Below are 20,414 nucleotides of genomic sequence, written 5' to 3' on the forward strand. Positions count from 1 at the left end.
TACGAGCGCTGAACAAAATGACGAAAGCAGGTATGCCTGAAAGCGTGCGTATTGCCTGAAAACACAACCCGCTACGGGGGAGACTTACCCGAAATCTGATTTATTCAACAAAGCCGGCTTGTACCTAAACATATACACATTTTTACTGAATTCAGGCGGATCGTCTCGGACGATTACTGGCACAAAAAAGCCCGCAGGGCTTGCGCCGTGCGGGCTTTCAGGACTTCATCAGTCGACTCTGGTGATCGCCGATGGAGAATTTTGGTGGGCTGGCGGAGTCTGAATAAATTTCTCAATGTATTAAATATAAAGGATTTTTCCGTATTCAACTTTCAGTTGTGTACCTAAACGTGTACCAATTATGAATTGTCATAGTAATACGATCCCTCTTTAGAAATGTGTCACCTTTTTCATGTGATCTTTTTTTAAACAATAAGCACAGAAAAAAAGTTTTTTTGCATTTAACTGTTCACACTGTTCACCTCGGTTGTTTCTCATTTTATATCATGTGGTTAGGTGGTGCTGAGTTGGTGAAGAGTGAACAGTCGACTCTTCATCTTTGTGATTTTTGTTCGTTCTGGATACGCCCGGCCAGGCGATACGCGGGGGGATAAAAAGTTTTTTTGGGTTTTATTGTTCACTCTGTTCACCTCTTGCTTTTTATCAATAATTTCATAGTGATACAGGGTGAATATACGGTGAAGGGTGAACAGTGGAGTGTTCACCTTATGATAATGGCCGGAAAGAAAAAGACCGGCTGTAGCCGGTCTGGAGTGGGTTATGTCGCTGCGGGTTCGTCGCATTTCGGCAGCCAGTCGCCGTAGCTTTCTTCTTTCAGCGACAGGTTAGTTTGTATCCCCTGCTTGGTGTGCCGCTTCTCATAATTCAGGCCGTACTCTTTCAGCATCATGGGCAGCCCCAGCCCGAACATTTTCAGGCTGAGCACGTTCCTGTAACCGTTAGCCTCCATATAGGCCAGATATGCGTGATAGAGATATTTACGGTAATTGCGCGGGACGATGCTGGCATTGCCCATAAACATCCCGTTGGTCTGCGGCAGCATTTCCAGATAGCCACAAAAATCAAACGTCGGCTCAGCATCACGCTTGATGCTGAGCGCCTCGTCGGAGTTCTGCTGCGACTGGAGCAGTGCGCGCGCGGTCATCGGGTCGCTGAATTTCTGCATAAGCTGGCGCACGATAACGGCCAGCTCGCGCGCAATTTTATCCCTGAGCTGCGGGTCGCGTTCTTCCGGGGCAATCTGCTCCGGGAAATGAATAATCACCCGTCGACGGGAGACGCCTCCGCTGCGGTCGGTGAAGCGCATCGGGTTGTTGTTCACGGCCAGAATGACCGCCGGAATATGCGTTGAATACGGGTTCTGGTATTTCGGGTCAACCGAGACCGCATCGCCGCCGGTGATGGCCTTGAGTCCTGCGCCGTCACCGCTCCATTTTTCCTGGTCTGGCAGACGTATCAGCGAGAAGCCAATCAGGGAGGCACGCTTGCGCGGGTCTTCCAGTGTGTCGATGTCGGCCGACGTGGCGTTATCCTCCCCGGCGAGCAGGGTCGCAATTTCGGCCAGAATACTTTTCCCACTCCCGCCGGGACCAGTGACTTCGAGAAAGAGCTGCCAGTCGTAGCGGTTCGCCAGCACCATAAACAGCGCGGCCAGAATCACGTCGCGCTTTTGTGGATTTTTACCGGCCGCCCGGTCGAGCCAGCGCCAGAAATTCGGCGCGTGGGTCTCCAGCATTTCGCCTTCCACCGGCGGGGTAAAATCCACGTCGCACAGCGTGCGCAGCCAGTGCGATTTGCTGTGTGGGCTGAACAGGCCGCTTTGGGTATCGAGTACCCCGTTGCGAAAACCAATCAGACGGCGTGCCGGTGCGACCTGCTGAGGAATAATCAGCTTCAGCGTCTCCACCACTGAGGTGATTCTCCCCGACGAGAACGGGGCGCGCAGGCGCTGGAAAAGCCCGGCTACGTCGCGTTCGAAACTGGACGGCTGAACGACTTTCCATATCCCTGCTTCATAGCGGGACAGGAGCTGGCCGCTCGCATCCACCGCCAGCGCTTCACCGTAATGCTCATGCACCCGCAGAGCCTTGTCACTGGCGCTCATGGCGGTAAATTCCGCCTCGCTCATGGTATCAAACGGACTTTGCATCGGTGGCCGGATGGCGTCATAAATCGCTTTTCGCGTGGCCTCCCAGCCATTCTGCATAAACGCATCATTCCAGTCACCAAACACCGGCGGCAGGGCAACAACACCCTCACAGGTTTCTGCGGCCGCTGCGGCTTTGTTCTGGCCGTCGCCGTTAAGGTCGCGGTCGGCGGCGAGCACAATCTGACAGGCCGGGTGTTTCTGACGGGCAAGGCTCGCCAGAGAAAGGAGGTTCACGGACGACAGTGCCACCATGACGGTTTCGCCGGTCAGGTGATGCACGGTGAGCGCGGTTGCATAGCCCTCCGCAATCCACAGGCGTTTTCCGGCCTGTTTTTTTCCTTCGATGGTGTGACACGCTCCTTTTACCTGACCGCCTTTCAGGGTGCGTTTGAGCCCCTCAGAACTGATAAGCTGAAGGTTAACCAGTGCGCCGGTATCGTCATATAGCGGGACAACCACATCACCGGCGCGGAACGTCAAGCCGCCGGTTTTATGCATGACCGACAGTACCGGACATTCCCGGTCAGGGAAGCCCTTGCGGGTCAGATAGGCGTTGCCACTGGCCGTGCGGGTTTTCTCCATCAGTCTGACGGCCAGCGCGGCGGCCGCTTTGCGGTCAGCCTCCGTTTCAGCCTCTGCGGCCGCAATCACTTCCGGGGCAATCGGCGGCAGGTTGCCGGTCACGGCGTTCACCTTCTCGGCAGCCTCTGATGCGGTTACGCCGAATACTTTCTCTACCAGCTTAAGCCCGTCACCCGCGCCGCACTGATTGCAGAGCCATGTCCCGCGTCCCTCTTTATCGTCAAAGCGGAAACGGTCAGAACCGCCGCACACCGGACAGGCCTGATGCCGGTTTTTCATGACCTTCACACCCAGCGCCGGGAGAATGCGTGGCCAGTGGCCGCACGCCTGTTTTACGGTTTCCGTTACGTTCATTTTCATCGTTATTTTCTCCCTCAGTGCACAACAGGCGATTGCATGTGACGGGCGCAGAGTTCATCCATCACGGCCAGCCCGAGAAAGGACAGTGAGGGCGCGGCTTTGAGTGGTCCGGCTCCCATTAAATCTTCCAGCAGTGCACAGGCAATCAGACGGCCTTTTTCCTCGCCGTGCTGGCGCAGGTAGAAGCCCTCCAGTTCGTCGGTAATGGCGCTTTCCAGCGCGTCGAGGGTGAGGTGCGGGTAGCGGTGCTGATGTTCGCATACTGTCAGCCATGCACATGCCACGGCGCGACGATACAGCGCGGCGCGTAATACGGGGGGTAATGGCTTTTTCATACGTTTCCCTCCCCGGTCAGCCAGCGCTGATTGCAGCGTTCGACCACGCCGTCGAGCTGGGCGGTCATAAGGTAAATCACGGAGGTGAGTTGCGACTGCTGCGCAGGGTCACGACAAACGGTGGCGCAGTCCTGCACCTGCATCAGCTCATTGACGAGCTGGCCGACATTGCGCATGTGCTCAAGGCATTCGAGGTCACGGGCGGTAATGGTGGTGTGTCTCATGCGCGCACCTCCGCAACCGGCAGACGGCCAGCAAACGAGAGGACGTAATCGCGAACGAGGGAACGACGTGCAGCGTGTTCATCACCGGCAACGGTGCGAAGCATACAAATGCGGGGCTTACGGTCTGCGCGACGAACGGCGGCAAACACAAAGACGAATTGAGGGTGTGACGGGGTGAGGATAGTAGCCATGATGGCAGCCTCCATTGAGTAGCGGTTACTGCTACCACCGGAAACGCCAATTTCACTGGTGGCAGCCCGAACGGGGTTGGCGTAACCGGCCTCAATGGATACCGGCCAGCCCGAAGGCTGCCCCGCCCGGACTACCATTATCTTGCTGGAACCATGGTGTATAAAAAGACACCACAGCCCGGAAAATGGGTGTGCCTGAGCTACGACGAAAAAAAAGACGCACGGCGCGTCTGGTGTCGCCATTGAGTTTCGCGGAACGCCAATTCCGGCTGTCGATTTTGCGACAGCGGGAAAACTATACCTGGAAACGGCGACAGGAAGCAAGCCAGAAAAAGGGTCTGTTTGCTGAACGGTCATCATCATGCGTCATAGCCCCGGTTACGTTCGGCAATGCGATCCGCCATCCATGCAGTGATTTCAGACTGCGCCCACGCCACGTTTTTGCCGCCTAGGCTGATTTGTTTCGGGAAAGCCTCGCGGCTGATGAGGTCGTAAATGGTTGACCGGGACAGGCCGCACAGATGCATCACTTCAGGCAGGCGGATAAAGCGCTCCTGAACGGCATCAGAAACCGGCATCAGTGGTGCGGCAGGGGCAGAAGACGGGGAAGAAAAAGCGGTGTGCATCGGGCTACCTCATAAAGTCCATACAGTGCCGGTCATGTCCGTCCGGCTTCGGGTAGCTCCTTATTATGTCTATATTTTTCCTCAGGTCATGTGAGATTTTCGGGGAAACAAACATTGACTTTTCGCTCTGGCAAACAAAGACAAACGCTGGCAAAGATATGCAAATCACTGCATTACAATGCAGCAATTTCGATTTCTTTTAGTTATACCTTTTTCATTTTTAATCGAAATAAAGTCTAAGTGGTATAGACAGAGCAAAACAGGAGGGTGAACAGTGGTGAACAGACGGTGAACAGTCAGACCTGCAACTGTTCACCCCTTATCTTACTGTATTATTTATATTTTTATTTAAGATGAACAGTGGTGAATAGTTATAAGTAAAAAAACAAACGATGAGTAAGGTTTTGCTGAGGCCTTTCTCTGGCCAGCCGGGTTTTGGGTGCTGTTTGTGCCAGAACTGCCACAACTGCAATGAATCGAGATGTTGTGTCATGAAGGGCAGAATCATTTCAGGTTGAACACACGGAGAGCCTGAACATGAAACCCGAAACAGTCATTACCGCCCTGCAGAATGTAGCCGCTCAACAGTCAGCAGAGAGCAGCCAGCGCATCACCGACAAGCTGAGCGCATTCACTGCGGCCAGAGACACGCACGCGGCCAGCATGCAGGAACTGAAAGAGATTGATACGTCCATTGAACGCTGTAAGCAGGAGCGGCAGACCGCCCTCAGTGAGAGTGCAGAGGCGGAGCAGGACTGGCGCAGTCGCTTCCGCACCCTGCGCGGCAATCTCACCCCTGAAATGAAAGCTGAGCACAGCAAGCGTATCGCCAGTCGCGAGCTGGCCGACGAGTTCACCGGCCTGATTGCGGAGCTGGAAACTGACCGGACACGCGCCATGCTGAATGCCTGCTCGACCGCCAGTAAATACCTGTCAGCGCATGATGATGCCTTTACCACTTATGCCGGTGCGGAATGGGCTCAGGCGGTCAACACGCTCCCCGCCGCGCTCATTCGTGCTTTCCTGCTGCGCATTCGTGCCCTCGAAATGAAGGGTGACAGCGCACCGCAGTCCGTGGCCATCGGCGAGCTGCGCGATGCGCTGAGCCGTCAGGGCAGCCTGTATCAGTTCGATATGAAGCAGGAGCCGGTATTGTCCGTGACGGGTATGCACCGGCCACAGATTACCGGTGTGGATATGGAGCTGTTACGCAGCCCGGCGAAGAGAATGATGCTCGCCAGAAAGCTGTCTGAAAATGACGGCACTAAGGTCGAGGCATAAGTATGTTTCACTGTCCGTTCTGCAAAACCAGCGCACACGCCCGCACCAGTCGTTATCTGTCAGAGAACGTTAAACAGCGCTATCACCAGTGCGTGAATATCGAGTGCTCGGCAACTTTCCGCACGCTTGAATCCGTTGACGGGATTATCTGTTCGCCGCCGACAGAGCCGGTCATTCCTGCATCCGAACCGGCAGCCACCGTTAACCGTGCGGGCGCTTAAACACGACCAGTCATCAGGAGAAACTTACGTGACCACACTGACGCTACAGAAAGCCTTTGAGGCCTGTCAGACAAATAAATCCGCCTGGCTGCAACGCAGGGAAGAACTGACTCAGGCCGAACAGGCATACCGCGAACAGCTTGCCGGTAGCGGCCACAGCGGCCGGAACCTGCAAACACTGCGCGAGATTATCGACGTGAAAAAGTGGGAAATTAACCAGGCTGCCGGGCGTTATATCCGCTCGCATGAGGAGGTGCAGCGCATCAGCATCCGCGACCGATTAAATGATTTTATGCAGGCGCACGGCGCGGAGCTGGCCGCCGCCCTCGCCCCCGAGCTGATGAATTATTCCGGGCAACATTCCGCCGTTCAGCGCTGCGCCATGCAGCACTCAGTTGACTATATGCGTGAGGCGCTACAGGTCTGGCTGGCCGCCGGAGAAAAAATTAATTATTCGGCGCAGGATAATGACATTTTGACGGCCATCGGATTCAGGCCTGACGCGGCTTCGCGCGATGATAGTCGTGAAAAATTCACACCTGCACAGAACCTGAATTACACCCGCCGACGCGCAGAGCTGGCCGCGCAGTAGTCCTTTCAAAAATTCCCGAAAATCCCGCCTTTTTCCCCTAAAAAAGCCATGCATGCATAAGGTGCATGGTTTTGCATGCGTTTTACCGATACTGGAACCCCCGCCAGCGCCAGCACTGGCGCGCCCTGATGCCGGTCATGCACCTGCATTAAATGCGCCCCCTTAAGCGGGCAGGCGTGGCGGGGATAGCATTGCGCGCCATTAATAATGTGGGTTTTCGAGACTTGAACGTGTTGCTGCTCTGCACGGATATGTAACTGGTGCAGAGTTATTGTTGGGAGTAAATGGTTATATGAAGTCAAATGAGGAGCGAGTAAAAACAGTAGGATGCAGAGGTAATAAGCTATATTTGTGTTAGGAAGAGAAGCTTCAAATTGCTTTCCTTCTGATTTATCTAAATGCACAAATGCAAGGTTGGTTTTGACGTTCATGAGCCTCCATGTAGTCCCGTATGAAAACGTCTTATACTTTATGGGCAGGTGTTGCAGAAAGCGTTTAAGAAGGCGACAATAGACGTCACAATAAAAATCTTCTTTTTTTTCAGAGTATTAGATTTCTTGATGGATTTAAATAGATATAACTATAAGATTTTGTAGTATATGATATTATAAACCCCTAAAAATTATGTTTAATGAGTCGTCTTCTAAAAATATTAGATAAGGAAATTGCATGAATAATTTTGTCAAGAAAGAATTATTTGAAGTGGCGCTTAACAAAGTGACGGGTTTTGAATTTGAGGACTTTGCATGTGCATTTATGGCAGCCTTAGAAGGAAGGAATTTTATTCCATTGGGAGGTGTTCATGATGGCGGTGCTGATGGCCTTAGTGATAAAGAGTTGTATCAGGCTGAATCAACCAATGTTTTCTATCAAATGACGATTCAATCGGATTACAAGTCAAAGATAAGGATGACGATAAATAGGTTAAAGGATTTCAATAGAACACCTAGAGTGCTCTATTATGTGACATCTAAGGTAATATCTCATATTGACAAAGAGGAGGATGAATTATCTGAAGAGTTAGGGGTGATTATCAAAATAAGAGACGCAAAATACATAGGTGTCCATATAAACGACACCCAAGCTACTAAAGCTGCATACTATCAGTTTTTGGCTAGTAAAACCGAACATTTATCTAAAGTAGGTGCCTCTACAGAATTGGGGTTTTCAGATTTTGTTAAAGATCCTTCAGTTTTTGTTTTTCTTCAACATGAAATGTCAGAATCACAAGGGAATAGGAAGTTAATACATTCTATTACTGATACATTAATTCTTTGGGCATTACGTGACACCGATCCAGATAAGGGCTTATTTATGAATAAAGAGGAGATTAAAGAAGCTATAATTTCAAGCTTTCCTTGGGCTAATTATTTTATCAATAATAACTTAAAAAATAGGCTGAGTAGTTTAAAGTCAAAAGAAGTTAATGGCAGAGAAATTCGATGGTACAAAAATGATAAAAAGTATTGTTTGCCATTTGAAACAAGAGAAGCAATCAAACTTGAGAACTCCGTAGATGAGTTGCTTGCGATTGATTTTATGAAGGAAATTAAAGAACAGTGTAATTTGAAATTTAGTTTGTCTCCTAAACGCTGCCAAGTGATTTCTGAACTTACTAAGGTAATTATTCAGAGGGTTTTCGAAAGGCAGGGATTAATGTTAGCGTCCTTTATTTCAGATCCTGATAGTTCTGTCAATGAAAAAGAACTTGTAATAAGCGATTGCATTGAGGATGTGCTTATAAAATCAAAAATAAAACCAGAGGATATCGCAGACTATAGAAACTATATTGAAAAAATTTTAAATGATGTTTTTTATCACAGCACAGAAAATCAAAGAAAATATTTACTACAACTCTCTAAAACTTATGTTTTGTTGTTTACATTAAAAGCAGACCCGAGAATAGTTGACTACTTTAGTTCAATGTGTAGTAAATTTATGCTATTTTTAGGTTCAGATATAATTGTCAAAGCTTTATCTGAAAGGTATTTACAAAAAGAAGATCAGCAATGTAAAAACTTACTTCAATCTGCTGCGTTGAGTGGTGTTAAGTTAAGGATGTCAACTGCAGTTTTGGAAGAAGTGTATACTCATATAAGAAATACTAACTACGAGTTTCATAATCACTTTAGGACAATTGAAAACCATATAACTACAGAGATAGCAAGAAATAGTTCAAAAATACTTATTAGAGCTTATTTTTATGCCCGGAAAGCAGGTTTAGTACGCACTTGGGAGAGTTATATTAATCAGTTTGTAAGTTATGATGAAATTACTAATAACTCTGGCAGGGAAGAATTGAAGAGATATTTGGTTTCAGAATATAGTCTAACTTTTATCGAAAATGAGGAACTATCCTCCTACTCAAATGCAAAAGAGGTAAAGGAACTTGCAGATACTTTAGTTGAAAATGATGAGAAAAAGCATGATGTTTTAGCCCATAATAGTGCTTTGTTAGTTCATGGTATTTACGGGTTAAGAATTAAAAACAATGAATCTAATAACGGCAGTCCATTTGGATATGGAACTTGGTGGTTAACAAATCAAACAAGAATTCAAAAGCATACTGCAGAACTCGTGCGAAAACATTCTTCTAAATATATTATGAGGCCTGAGTTTCTTTTGAATTTTTTGTCACTATCTCCATCTGCTGAACAAGTTAGGAAAACCTATGGAAATATTTTTCCGAGTAATATTGGTATCCAATTTGGACATCGTCTAAAAGAAGATGCTTTTCATGCAGTTTTAGATAAGGTCAAAGAATGGTCGGATTATGAGCCTGGACGGGTTACGGCTCTTGTGTCTAAATTATCTGACACCATTAAGTCAGAGCAATATAATATAGAAGAAAGCTGGGATACAATTAAAGAAAAAATTGAAGAGGAAGATTAAATTATTTTGCGGGCAAAATAATTTAATTTTGCCCGGCTGAAACTAATAATTAAAAGCCGAGACCATATTGCCCCACCAGTTCATTAGTTCTTGTCTTTGCTTTAAATAAAGACTCCGATTATATGCTTTTCGTACTTCATTTCTTTCGATATGCGATAATGCTACTTCGATTACATCTGAATTAAAACCTTGCTCATTCATAGCGGTACTTGCTATAGAGCGAAGTCCATGTGCGACTAATTTTCTACCATAGCCAAGGCGTTTTAATGCTGCGTTTGCAGTTTGGCTATTCATTGGTAGCTTGGGATCATTCCTGCTAGGAAAAATATGTTCTCTATGTGCGCTAATTGGTTTCATCACATTTAAAATCTCTAATGCCTGAGGAGATAATGGTACGATGTGCTCACGCTTAGCTTTCATCCGTTCCGCTGGAATTATCCATAGTTTGGCCTCCAGATCGATCTCGTCCCATCGTGAACCAGAAGCCTCTGAAGGGCGTGCTAAGGTCAAAAGTTGCCACTCAATCAGACAACGGGTCTGAACAGACAGATTTGACATGATCAAAGAACGCATGAGCTTAGGCAATTCTTCTGGCCGCAGCGTCGGCATGTTTTGCTTTTTAGGTTTCTCAAACGCCATTCCAACCCCTGATGCCGGATTTGCATCAATAAGGCCAGTATTGACTGCATAAATCATGATCTCGTTAATGCGCTGAACCAAGCGGCGAACTGTCTCAAGCGCCCCGCGAGCTTTAATTGGTTCCAATGCTTCAATAATCGTTCTGGCCTTGAGCTCCTGAACAGGAATCTCGCCGATCGTGGGGAAAATGTCTTTCTCCAGCGATCGCCAAATATCCTTCGCATAATCCTCTGTAACGCTTTTTCTCTTAAGCTCAAACCAATTCCCGGCAACTACAGAGAAAATGCTCTCCAATTCGATTTGCCGCTGCTCAGAGGCTTGTTCCTGTTGCCTTTGTGGGTCGATTCTTTGTACGAGCAACGATAAATACTGATCACGCATCTGACGAGCGGCAGCGAGAGTTAAAGCAGGATATGAGCCAAGACTAAGGTTTGTACGGCTACTACTATCCGGCCGTTGATAACGAAATCGCCACAGTTTCTTCCCAGACGTTTTTATTAGGATGAAAAGGCCATCACCGTCATGCAGTGTGTAGTCCTTATCTTCAGGTTTAGCTTTTAAAATTTCGTTGTTGGTGAGGGGGCGTGTAATCCGCGCCATGACAGGTTTCCGTCCATAATTGGTACACGTTTTTGGTCCATATTATAGCGTGTACCTAAACGTGTACCAATTAAGACTGGATTCAGGCGGATCATGTCGGAAAGTTACAGACACAAAAAAGCCCGCAGGGCTTGCGCTGTGCGGGCTTTCAGGACTTCTGCGGATGGCTCTGGAACCATCTTTGAAGAATTTTGGTGGAGCTGGCGGGAGTTGAACCCGCGTCCGAAATTTCTACATCCTCGGTACTACATGCTTAGTTTGTCTTTACATTCGCACGCCAGCTGCGGACAGACACGCCACTAACGAACTAGCCTGATTAGTTTTAACGCTTCAACCCCAGGCAGGGCTTCCACGCGATCTCTTTTGGGTTTGACCTCTCTTTGATCCCCGTCTTAAGAGCGGAAGCTAGGGAGAGAGGGCTCAGAGCAGGTTATTAAGCTGCTAAAGCGTAGTTTTCGTCGTTTGCGACTATTTTTTTGCGGCTTTTAACGAGGCAAACCGCCCCTCGGCATGCACCTTGGGTTTCGCAAATCCCGTCGAATCCAGAATCAGCCCCAATAGTGTTGAACTGAGTATACCAGATTTCACTTCCTGGATACCAGCCCGGAACGCTAACTTATTGAATAGTACAATAAGTGTGCAGAATCAACGTCCTGCGTTTTTCATAATGCGCGCTTTGTCCAACTGCCATTCGCGCTCTTTCAGGTCAGTACGCTTGTCGTGCTGCTTTTTACCCTTCGCGACGCCAATTTTTACTTTGCACCAGGCGTTTTTCCAGTACAGCGACAGGGCGACCACGGTGAAACCTTCGCGGTTGATGCGTCCGTAGAGGGATTCCAGCTCACGCTTGTTCAGCAGCAATTTGCGCGTGCGCGTTGGGTCACACACGTAGTGTGAAGAGGCGACGGTCAGCGGCGTAAAGTTCGCGCCGAACAGGAAGGCTTCGCCATCTTTCAGAATCACGTAGCTATCGCCGATGTTGGCTTTCCCGGCGCGCAGCGATTTTACTTCCCAGCCCTGCAACGCAAGGCCAGCTTCGAATTCTTCTTCAATGAAATACTCGTGGCGAGCACGCTTGTTGAGCGCAATGGTCGCCGAGCCTGGTTTATGTGCTTTTTTCTTCGTCATAAGTGTCGTAAAGCCGTCGGTAATCTGATTTCAAAAAGTCACCTCATTGCGTCCTGTGAGGTCTAACGCGCTATCTTAGCACGAGATGAGGCTTAGCGTTTTTTTAACAGGTGATAAATGTTATTATTTGTCCGTTGTGTGACCATGGGAAATGCTATGCCTCAGATTAGCCGTACTGCGCTTGTGCCTTACAGCGCGGAACAAATGTATCAGTTAGTGAACGATGTTCAGTCTTATCCAGAATTTATTCCAGGATGCACCGGGAGCCGCGTTCTGGAATCCGGCCCGACGCAGATGACCGCGGCGGTGGATGTCTCCAAAGCGGGGATCAGCAAGACGTTCACCACCCGTAATACGCTGACGAGCAATCAGAGCATTTTGATGCATCTGGTGGATGGTCCGTTCAAGACCCTGATGGGGGGCTGGAAGTTTACGCCGCTGAGCGCTGACGCCTGCCGCATTGAGTTCCATCTGGACTTCGAGTTTACCAATAAGCTGATTGAGCTGGCGTTTGGCCGCATCTTTAAAGAGCTGGCATCGAATATGGTTCAGGCGTTCACCACCCGCGCCAAAGAGGTTTACAGTGTCGCATAAGATTGCTGTAGAAGTGGTTTATGCGTTGCCGGAGAAGCAGTATCTGCAGCGCGTGACGCTGGAGGAGGGGGCGACCGTTGAGGAGGCCATCCGTGCTTCCGGCATCCTCGAGCTTCGCAGCGATATCGACCTGGCGAAGAACAAGGTCGGGATTTATAGCCGTCCGGTGAAGCTGGGCGATGTGCTGAAAGAGGGCGACCGGGTGGAGATTTATCGTCCGCTGATTGCCGACCCGAAAGAGCTGCGTCGTCAGCGCGCGGAGAAGGCCAGTAAGTAGCGCTTTCTTCTCCGGTGGCGCTGTGCTTACCGGGGCTACGATTCTTCGTAAGAACTCAGATACAAAAAAGGTGCTCAATGAGCACCTTTTTGCATTTCTGACACCGGATTATTTAGTCAGGGCAGGCTTGTTGTCGATGTTGGTCAACACACCGGCGCTGCTGAAGGTCAGCGTCAGGGTCTGCTGGGTCGCATCTTCATGGCCCGGCTTCTGGCGGAAAACATAGAACCAGGTGTTAGTGCCGAACGGATCGGACATCATCGGGGTTCCCAGTGCATAAGCGACCTGCTGTTGTGTCATCCCCACGCGGATTTTGGACACATCGTTAGGGGTAAGGTAGTTCCCCTGGTTGATGTCAGGACGGTAAACCACTTTCTCCAGAGTGGAACAGCCTGCGGTCAACATCAGAAGAACCGCTGCGGCAGCGGTCAGCATTTTACAACGCATAGTGATTTGATTCCTTTTCGGGCCCGAGCAGAACGCGGCTCATATGTAATATGCCGATGATAATAGACCTTGCCCCACTTTGAAACCGGTCTGGCGGCGTTTTTGTTGTTCTGTATGACCCTGAGATCCCGAAAAAGTTTATGCCGCCAGCAGTTCTTTCGCGTTCGCGAGCGTGTTACGCGTGACTTCGCTGCCGCCGAGCAGGCGTGCCAGCTCCTGCAGACGCGCACGTTTATCCAGCGGCTTCATGTGCGTTTCGGTCATTTCGCCGTCGGTTTCTTTGCTGACAATAAAGTGATGATGGCCACAGCCCGCGACCTGCGGCAGGTGGGTGACACACATCACCTGCGTGGATTCGCCGAGCTGGCGCAGCAGTTTACCCACCACCGCCGCCGTCGGGCCGCTGATGCCGACATCCACTTCATCGAAAATCAGCGCTGGGGTGTCCATTTTACGCGCGGTGATCACCTGAATCGCCAGCGCAATACGCGACAGTTCACCGCCTGAGGCCACTTTGGAGATCGCCTGCAGCGGCTGCCCCGGGTTGGTGGTGACGCGGAATTCGATGCGATCCGCACCTTCCGCCGTCAGGTGGTTCTCTTCAAAGCGAACGTCAATGGTGAAGACGCCGTGCGGCATCGCCAGCGTGTGCATGCTGTCGGTAATGTGCTGGCTTAACTCCTGAGCATAGTGCTGACGAATTTCATGCAGCTTTTGCGCTGTCGCCAGCGCCTGTTCATGGTGCAGGCTCACCGCCAGAGAGAGGGTCTCCTGCGAGTCAGCCTGATCGTCAAGCTGCTGCTGCTCGTCCAGCAGAGACTGATAGTAGCCCGGCAGCTCTTCCGGCGTAACGTGGTGCTTGCGTGCCAGCGAGATCTGACGGGAGATACGCTGCTCCAGCTCAAAAAGACGGTTCGGGTCGAGATCCAGACGCTCACAGTAGTGGCGAAGTTCGTCACCGGCTTCAGAGATCTGAATGGCCGCCTCTTCCAGCATATCCAGGACGCCAGACAGTTTGCTGTCCATGCCGACCAGTTCGGTAAGCAGCTGACGGACGTTATACAGCTGGCTCTGCAGGTTCACGTCTTCGTCATCCGCCAGCAGGTTGAGCGCATTCTGGCTGGTTGAGAGCAAGTGACCGCTGTTCGCCAGGCGCTTGTACTCTTCGTCGATTTGCTCAAACTCACCCGGCTGCGGGTTGAATTCGTTCAGCTCTTTGAGCTGGTATTCCAGCAGCTCCGCACGGGCGGCGCGCTCCTGGCTTTGCTGCTGGTGTTGAGCGAGCTCGCGGCAGCTCTGATGCCACTGGCGATAGTGCTCTGCCATAAGCTGAGTAAGCGCGTACTCACCCGCATAACCATCCAGCAGCGCTTTCTGCTGTTCGGGTTTAACGAGTTGCTGATGGGCGTGCTGACCGTGGATCTGGATAAGCAGCTGGCCGAGTTCACGGAGCTGGGAGAGCGGGACCGCCGTGCCGTTGATAAAGCCGCGTGAGCGACCGTCGCTGCTAATAACGCGGCGAAGTAAACACTCACGTCCATCTTCAAGCTGGTTCTGTTCCAGCCAGCGCTGGGCGGCAGGGGTGTCTTTCAGGGAGAAACGGGCGCACAGGTCGGCACGGTTTGCGCCCATGCGCACCATGTCGCCCTCGGCGCGGCCGCCAAGGCACAAGCCGAGGGCATCAATGGCAATGGATTTACCCGCACCGGTTTCCCCGGTGATCGCCGTCATGCCGCTGTGGAAATCGATCTCAAGCTCACGAACAATGGCAAAGTTGCTGATGGTCAGTTGTGCCAGCATAATTGTTTTCCTGTATGAAAAACCATAACTGTTTTTCCATACAGTATAAACTGGTTTTATATACAGTAAAGTCCTGGATGCAAAATCAGAACAATTTTTTTGACCAGCCAAGCTTCGAGCTTAATGTGTTGAAATAGCTGTAATCTTTTGGATGTATCAAATTCAGGTGGTAATCACACCGGCGAATAAGCACATCTTCACCTTCCTGGATAGGCAGCGCTATCTGGCTGTCGCAGCTGATCTCCAGGTCGTTACGGCGGTGCGAGAAGCGCAGACGGATCGTGCTGTCGCCGTTGATCACCAGCGGGCGGGCGGAGAGCGTGTGCGGGAACATCGGCACCAGGGTAATGGCATCCAATGAGGGCGTCAGGATCGGGCCGCCGGCAGAAAGCGAGTAGGCGGTTGAGCCGGTCGGGGTGGAGATAATCAGCCCGTCAGAACGCTGGGAGAAGGCAAAGATCTCGTCGATATAGACTTCGAACTCGATCATGTGCGCCACTTTGCCAGGGTGAAGGACAACCTCGTTAATGGCGGTGCTGATGCGTTTCTGGCAGTCCTGCTGGCACACCTGCGCTTCCAGTAAAAAGCGTTTTTCACTGATATAGTGGCCTTCCAGCACGTCGGCCAGCTGCTGCTGCGCATTGTCCGGGTCGAGGTCGGTTAAAAAACCGAGATTGCCACGGTTGATGCCGATGACCTTGATGTCATAACGCGCCAGCGTGCGGGCCGCGCCGAGCATGTTGCCGTCGCCGCCCACCACCACGGCGAGATCGGCCTGTTGGCCAATCTCTGCCAGCGTGCCGGTTTTGACGCTCTTCAGCTGCAGCTCCTGGGCAATCTGCTGCTCGACCATCACTTCATAGCCTTTGCTACACAACCAGCGATACAACATTTCATGTGTCGTTAGTGCGGTAGGGTGACGCGGATGCCCGACGATCCCAATACACCTGAAATGATTATTCATTTTCTGGAGGTCCTTGTGCCTGATGAATGATGACAATCTGTCTTGTTCCCTTGAATCCCGGAAACTGATCCCCATAATAAGCGAAGTTAGCGAGATGAATGCAGAAAAACGCGGAGAAATTCATGAGTAGTAAAGAACAGAAAACGCCTGAGGGGCAAGCCCCTGAAGAAATTATCACGGAACAGCACGATGAAGTTGAGGCTGTAGAGCCAGACGCATCTGCTGAGCAGGTGGACCCGCGCGATGAAAAAATTGCGAATCTGGAAGCCCAGCTGGTAGAAGCACAGAATCGCGAACGCGACAGTGTTCTGCGCATCAAGGCGGAAATGGAAAACCTGCGTCGTCGTACCGAGCAGGACGTTGAGAAGGCGCATAAATTTGCGCTGGAGAAATTCGTCAACGAACTGCTGCCGGTGATCGATAGCCTCGATCGTGCGCTGGAAGTGGCTGACAAAGCGAATCCGGACAACGCGGCGATGATCGAAGGTATCGAACTGACGCTGAAATCCATGCTCGACGTGGTGCGTAAGTTTGGCGTGGAAGTGATTGCCGATACCGACGTTCCGCTGGATCCAAACGTTCACCAGGCGATTGCGATGGTTGAATCTGAAGAGATTGAAGCCGGTAAAGTGCTGGGCGTGATGCAGAAAGGCTATACCCTGAACGGCCGTACCATCCGCGCTGCGATGGTGACCGTGGCGAAAGCGAAAGCGTAATTCGCTATCCATAGTGCCGGGTAGCGGCGTTCGCCTTACCCGGCCTACAACCTTACTCCGCGATACTTTCGCGCAGGGGTTTAACGGGCAGGACTTTCACTTGCTTGATCATATTGTCCTGCACGTCCAGGATATCAATATCGTACTGCTCAATGCGCACCCGCGTGCCCGCCGCCGGGATCTCTTCCAGCGCTTCCAGAATCATCCCGTTAATGGTGCGAGCCTCATCTTCCGGCAAATGCCAGTTAAAGGCTTTGTTGAGTTCACGAATGTTCGCGCTTCCGTCAATCAGCACCGAGCCGTCGTTTTGCGGGGTGACCTCTTCCGCGAGGGAAGGCGACATTGAGGTGGTAAAGTCCCCGACAATCTCTTCCAGAATATCTTCGACCGTCACCAGCCCCTGGATATCGCCGTACTCATTGACCACCAGGCCGACCTTCTTCTTGTTGCGCTGGAATTTCACCAGCTGCGTGCTGAGCGGCGTTCCTTCCGGCACGTAATAAATTTCGTCGGCGGCGCGCAGCATCACCTCTTTGGTGAACTCTTTTTTCTCGGTCATCAGACGGTAGGCTTCGCGCACGCGCAGCATGCTGATGGCGTCATCCAGCGAGTCGCGGTACAGCACAATGCGCCCGTGCGGAGAGTGCGTCAGCTGGCGAACGATGGCTTTCCAGTCGTCATTGATGTCGATACCGACGATTTCGTTACGCGGCACCATGATGTCGTTCACGCTCACCTTTTCCAGATCCAGCACCGACAGGAGCATGTCCTGATTGCGCCGTGAGATCTGCGAGCGGGATTCATTCACGATAGTGCGCAGCTCCTCTTTGCTGAGCGCGCTGCTGATGGTGACGTCGGCTTTGATTCCCACCATCCGCATCAGGACGCGCGTCACCATGTTCAGCAGCCAGACCAGCGGCATCATCAGGATCTGCAGCGGTGCCAGCAGGAAGCTGCTCGGATAGGCGACCTTTTCAGGGTAAAGCGCGGCGATGGTTTTTGGCAGCACTTCGGCAAACACCAGCACCACGAACGTCAGTACGCCGGTGGCAATCGCCACCCCGGCGTTGCCGTACAGGCGCATCCCGACGATGGTGCCGAGCGCAGAGGCCAGAATGTTGACGAGGTTGTTGCCGATGAGCACCAGGCTAATCAGGCGATCCGGCTTGCGGAGCAGTTTTTCAACGCGGCGAGCGGCGCGGTTACCCTGTTTAGCACGATGACGTAACCGGTAGCGGTTCAGGGTCATCATGCCGGTTTCCGAGCCGGAGAAATAGGCGGAGATGACCACCATGACGATCAGGATAACGATCAGCGTGGTGGTTGAGATGTGTTCCAGGGGGAACTCCTTTGTTTCTTAGCCAGCAAATTGCTGTATGAAGCGGCTGCCAAAATAGGCAAGGGTGAGAATGCCCGCACCCGCGACGTTGAACCAGACCACGCGACGACCGCGCCAGCCTTCATGATAATGGCCCCATAACAGGACAATATAGACAAACCACGCGATGATGGAGAGCACCGCTTTATCGATATTCTCCACGCTGAACAGGTTCTTCATGTAAAACAGCCCGGTGCAGAGCGTGAGCGTCAGCAGCACCACGCCCACCTGGGTGATGTGGAACATCTTACGCTCAATCACCATCAGCGGCGGCATTTCATGGTTAAACGCCAGTTTTTTGTTTTTCAGCTGGTAGTCAATCCAGGCGAGCTGCATGGCATAAAGCGCGGCGATGATCAGCGTCGCGTAGGCAAAGAGCGACAGGCCGATATGCACCAGCATCCCCGGCGTCGCCTCCAGATGCGTAATGAACTCATTAGGCATAAAGGTGGCGAGGGCCAGATTGATCAGCGCGAAGGTGTAGACAATCGGCAGCAGCAGCCAGCCGCGATTTTTAGACGCGACGATGGTCATTACCGTACAGATCATCAGGCTGACCAGCGAGCCGACGTTGAGGACGCTCAGATTTTGCACGCTGCCATCGCCGGGGATAATGCGTGATTCCAGCGCAAAGGCGTGGCTAATCAGTGCGATCACCGCCGAAAGAATAGCCATGCGCCGCCAGCCGCTGTTTTTTTGCAGCAGTCCGGGAATAATCAGCGCGAGGCTGACAGAGTAGGCAACAAGGGCGATCAGTGCGAAAACAGGCATATAGGCATCGACAGTTGTCTTAATAAGAAAGAGAAGCAGTATAACGTTACGTGACGCCTGCTCCAACCGTTGCATAACAACAAAGGCGCCTTCATGTTATACTCCGGCAAAATTCTGTGTATGTGTCGCTCATGGCGGCCCAACGTTTCTACTCAGGCGAGAGACAATGTTTGATAATTTAACCGATCGTTTGTCGCGCACGCTGCGCAACATCAGCGGCCGCGGACGCCTTACTGAAGAGAACATCAAGGAAACGCTGCGCGAAGTGCGCATGGCGCTGCTGGAAGCAGACGTCGCGTTGCCGGTTGTTCGTGATTTTATCAACCGCGTGAAAGAGAAGGCGGTTGGTCATGAAGTTAACAAGAGCCTGACCCCGGGTCAGGAGTTCGTCAAAATCGTTCGTAACGAACTGGTTTCGGCGATGGGCGAAGAGAACCAGGTTCTGAACCTGGCGGCTCAGCCTCCGGCCGTCGTGTTGATGGCGGGTCTGCAGGGTGCGGGTAAAACCACCAGCGTCGGTAAGCTGGGTAAGTTCCTGCGCGAAAAGCACAAGAAGAAAGTGCTGGTGGTCTCTGCGGACGTCTATCGCCCGGCGGCGATCAAGCAGCTGGAGACCCTGGCAGAGCAGGTCGGCGTGGATTTCTTCCCGTCCGACGTGGCGCAGAAGCCTGTCGACATCGTTAACGCCGCGCTGAAAGAGGCGAAGCTGAAATTCTACGATGTGCTGCTGGTGGATACCGCCGGTCGTCTGCACGTTGACGAAGCGATGATGGACGAGATCAAGCAGGTGCATGCCTCTATCAACCCGGTAGAGACCCTGTTTGTCGTCGACGCCATGACCGGTCAGGATGCGGCGAATACCGCGAAAGCGTTTAACGAAGCGCTGCCGTTAACCGGCGTGGTGCTGACTAAAGTGGACGGTGACGCCCGCGGCGGTGCGGCGCTTTCTATTCGTCATATCACCGGTAAGCCGATCAAATTCCTCGGCGTGGGCGAAAAAACCGAAGCGCTGGAGCCGTTCCACCCGGATCGTATTGCCTCCCGTATTCTCGGCATGGGCGACGTGCTGTCGCTGATCGAAGATATCGAGAGCAAGGTTGACCGCGCGCAGGCCGAGAAGCTGGCCAGCAAGCTGAAAAAAGGGGACGGTTTCGATCTCACCGACTTCCTTGAGCAGCTGCGTCAGATGAAAAACATGGGCGGCATGGCCAGCCTGATGGGCAAACTGCCGGGCATGGGCCAGATCCCAGACAACGTGAAAGCGCAGATGGATGACAAGGTGCTGGTGCGTATGGAGGCGATCATCAACTCGATGACCCTTAAAGAACGCGCTAACCCGGACATCATCAAAGGTTCCCGTAAACGCCGTATCGCAGCCGGTTGCGGCATGCAGGTGCAGGACGTTAACCGCCTTCTGAAACAGTTCGACGACATGCAGCGCATGATGAAGAAAATGAAGAAAGGCGGCATGGCGAAGATGATGCGCGGCATGAAAGGGATGATGCCTCCCGGTTTTCCAGGGCGTTAATCGCTTTTGAGATTGCTTTTTGCCCGAAAATGAGTAAAATTTTCGGGCTTTTAATATGACACCCGGGCTCCGTTCCTCGATGGGGCCCGGTTGTTTTA

General features: G+C 51.6%; 21 protein-coding genes and 1 other RNA gene. 8 read left to right on the top strand and 14 right to left on the bottom strand.

Annotated elements, in window-relative coordinates; genetic code table 11:
• Nucleotides 1-778: 778 nt before the first annotated feature.
• The 5 genes from FHC48_RS20900 to FHC48_RS20920 are packed head-to-tail and all read right to left on the bottom strand — an operon-like array spanning nt 779 to nt 4,488.
• A complete protein-coding gene (locus FHC48_RS20900) occupies nt 779-3,112 on the bottom strand; it encodes a primase-helicase zinc-binding domain-containing protein (RefSeq protein ID WP_059364250.1) in 2,334 nt (777 codons plus the stop codon).
• A 14-nt stretch (nt 3,113-3,126) separates the two neighbouring features.
• Entirely contained in the window at nt 3,127-3,447 is a 321-nt protein-coding gene (locus tag FHC48_RS20905) for a DUF5375 domain-containing protein (protein WP_220420585.1), read from the bottom strand.
• A complete protein-coding gene (locus tag FHC48_RS20910; protein WP_059364252.1) occupies nt 3,444-3,671 on the bottom strand; it encodes a hypothetical protein in 228 nt (75 codons plus the stop codon). Before FHC48_RS20910 ends, FHC48_RS20905 begins: the two co-directional genes overlap by 4 nt.
• Nucleotides 3,668-4,225, bottom strand: a complete 558-nt coding sequence (locus tag FHC48_RS20915; RefSeq protein WP_032712334.1) for a host cell division inhibitor Icd-like protein — start codon at nt 4,223-4,225, stop codon at nt 3,668-3,670. The genes FHC48_RS20910 and FHC48_RS20915 overlap by 4 nt, the downstream gene beginning before the upstream one ends.
• Nucleotides 4,222-4,488, bottom strand: a complete 267-nt coding sequence (locus tag FHC48_RS20920; protein ID WP_023165627.1) for an AlpA family transcriptional regulator — start codon at nt 4,486-4,488, stop codon at nt 4,222-4,224. The genes FHC48_RS20915 and FHC48_RS20920 overlap by 4 nt, the downstream gene beginning before the upstream one ends.
• A gap of 537 nt (nt 4,489-5,025) precedes the next feature.
• Here FHC48_RS20920 and FHC48_RS20925 point away from each other — a divergent pair.
• The 3 genes from FHC48_RS20925 to FHC48_RS20935 are packed head-to-tail and all read left to right on the top strand — an operon-like array spanning nt 5,026 to nt 6,582.
• Nucleotides 5,026-5,769, top strand: a complete 744-nt coding sequence (locus FHC48_RS20925) for a hypothetical protein (protein ID WP_032712328.1) — start codon at nt 5,026-5,028, stop codon at nt 5,767-5,769.
• A 2-nt stretch (nt 5,770-5,771) separates the two neighbouring features.
• On the top strand, nt 5,772-5,990 hold the full coding sequence (locus FHC48_RS20930) for an ogr/Delta-like zinc finger family protein (protein WP_045408790.1): 219 nt from the start codon (nt 5,772-5,774) through the stop codon (nt 5,988-5,990).
• 28 nt (nt 5,991-6,018) lie between these two features.
• The gene (locus tag FHC48_RS20935) at nt 6,019-6,582 is read left to right on the top strand and encodes a phage polarity suppression protein (protein ID WP_059364255.1); all 564 of its coding nucleotides are present in this window, start codon (nt 6,019-6,021) and stop codon (nt 6,580-6,582) included.
• Between the two features lie 5 nt (nt 6,583-6,587).
• Here FHC48_RS20935 and FHC48_RS23570 read toward each other — a convergent pair whose 3' ends face one another.
• Nucleotides 6,588-7,013 (bottom strand): hypothetical protein, encoded by a 426-nt coding sequence (locus FHC48_RS23570; protein ID WP_227028228.1) that lies wholly within the window; start codon nt 7,011-7,013, stop codon nt 6,588-6,590.
• 238 nt (nt 7,014-7,251) lie between these two features.
• Between FHC48_RS23570 and FHC48_RS20945 the strand changes: the two genes are divergently transcribed.
• Entirely contained in the window at nt 7,252-9,474 is a 2,223-nt protein-coding gene (locus FHC48_RS20945; RefSeq protein WP_032712322.1) for a hypothetical protein, read from the top strand.
• Between the two features lie 42 nt (nt 9,475-9,516).
• On the opposite strand, the gene FHC48_RS20950 is transcribed toward FHC48_RS20945, so the two are convergent.
• The 3 genes from FHC48_RS20950 to smpB form a co-directional block, all read right to left on the bottom strand.
• Nucleotides 9,517-10,713, bottom strand: coding sequence for an integrase domain-containing protein (locus tag FHC48_RS20950; protein ID WP_047722569.1), 1,197 nt, complete (start codon nt 10,711-10,713; stop codon nt 9,517-9,519).
• A gap of 192 nt (nt 10,714-10,905) precedes the next feature.
• Nucleotides 10,906-11,269, bottom strand: a transfer-messenger RNA (tmRNA) gene (gene ssrA, locus FHC48_RS20955).
• 89 nt (nt 11,270-11,358) lie between these two features.
• A complete protein-coding gene (smpB, locus tag FHC48_RS20960) occupies nt 11,359-11,841 on the bottom strand; it encodes an SsrA-binding protein SmpB (protein ID WP_024908331.1) in 483 nt (160 codons plus the stop codon).
• Between the two features lie 156 nt (nt 11,842-11,997).
• On the opposite strand from smpB, the gene FHC48_RS20965 reads away from it, so the two are divergent.
• Together FHC48_RS20965 and FHC48_RS20970 are read left to right on the top strand one after the other, a co-directional pair.
• Nucleotides 11,998-12,435, top strand: coding sequence for a type II toxin-antitoxin system RatA family toxin (locus FHC48_RS20965; RefSeq protein WP_014832955.1), 438 nt, complete (start codon nt 11,998-12,000; stop codon nt 12,433-12,435).
• A complete protein-coding gene (locus FHC48_RS20970; RefSeq protein ID WP_023325903.1) occupies nt 12,425-12,712 on the top strand; it encodes an RnfH family protein in 288 nt (95 codons plus the stop codon). Before FHC48_RS20965 ends, FHC48_RS20970 begins: the two co-directional genes overlap by 11 nt.
• 108 nt (nt 12,713-12,820) lie before the next feature.
• Here FHC48_RS20970 and bamE read toward each other — a convergent pair whose 3' ends face one another.
• From bamE to nadK, 3 genes are all read right to left on the bottom strand, one after another.
• The gene (gene bamE / locus FHC48_RS20975; protein ID WP_008502502.1) at nt 12,821-13,159 is read right to left on the bottom strand and encodes an outer membrane protein assembly factor BamE; all 339 of its coding nucleotides are present in this window, start codon (nt 13,157-13,159) and stop codon (nt 12,821-12,823) included.
• A gap of 138 nt (nt 13,160-13,297) precedes the next feature.
• Entirely contained in the window at nt 13,298-14,959 is a 1,662-nt protein-coding gene (recN, locus tag FHC48_RS20980; RefSeq protein ID WP_059364258.1) for a DNA repair protein RecN, read from the bottom strand.
• 85 nt (nt 14,960-15,044) lie between these two features.
• Complete coding sequence (nadK, locus tag FHC48_RS20985; protein ID WP_008502500.1) at nt 15,045-15,923, bottom strand: NAD(+) kinase; 879 nt, start codon at nt 15,921-15,923, stop codon at nt 15,045-15,047.
• A 122-nt stretch (nt 15,924-16,045) separates the two neighbouring features.
• Between nadK and grpE the strand changes: the two genes are divergently transcribed.
• Nucleotides 16,046-16,639, top strand: a complete 594-nt coding sequence (gene grpE, locus FHC48_RS20990) for a nucleotide exchange factor GrpE (protein ID WP_008502499.1) — start codon at nt 16,046-16,048, stop codon at nt 16,637-16,639.
• 52 nt (nt 16,640-16,691) lie between these two features.
• Here the strand turns inward: grpE and FHC48_RS20995 are convergent, their stop codons facing one another.
• Both FHC48_RS20995 and FHC48_RS21000 read right to left on the bottom strand, forming a co-directional pair.
• A complete protein-coding gene (locus FHC48_RS20995) occupies nt 16,692-17,978 on the bottom strand; it encodes an HlyC/CorC family transporter (protein WP_025759264.1) in 1,287 nt (428 codons plus the stop codon).
• An 18-nt stretch (nt 17,979-17,996) separates the two neighbouring features.
• Nucleotides 17,997-18,788 (bottom strand): inner membrane protein YpjD, encoded by a 792-nt coding sequence (locus FHC48_RS21000; RefSeq protein ID WP_032623031.1) that lies wholly within the window; start codon nt 18,786-18,788, stop codon nt 17,997-17,999.
• Nucleotides 18,789-18,954: 166 nt separating this feature from the next.
• On the opposite strand from FHC48_RS21000, the gene ffh reads away from it, so the two are divergent.
• A complete protein-coding gene (ffh, locus tag FHC48_RS21005) occupies nt 18,955-20,316 on the top strand; it encodes a signal recognition particle protein (protein WP_014884878.1) in 1,362 nt (453 codons plus the stop codon).
• Nucleotides 20,317-20,414: the final 98 nt, after the last annotated feature.

It is taken from the genome of Enterobacter sp. EC_50 (genome assembly GCF_019584525.1).
Classification (GTDB): Bacteria; Pseudomonadota; Gammaproteobacteria; order Enterobacterales; family Enterobacteriaceae; genus Enterobacter; species Enterobacter roggenkampii.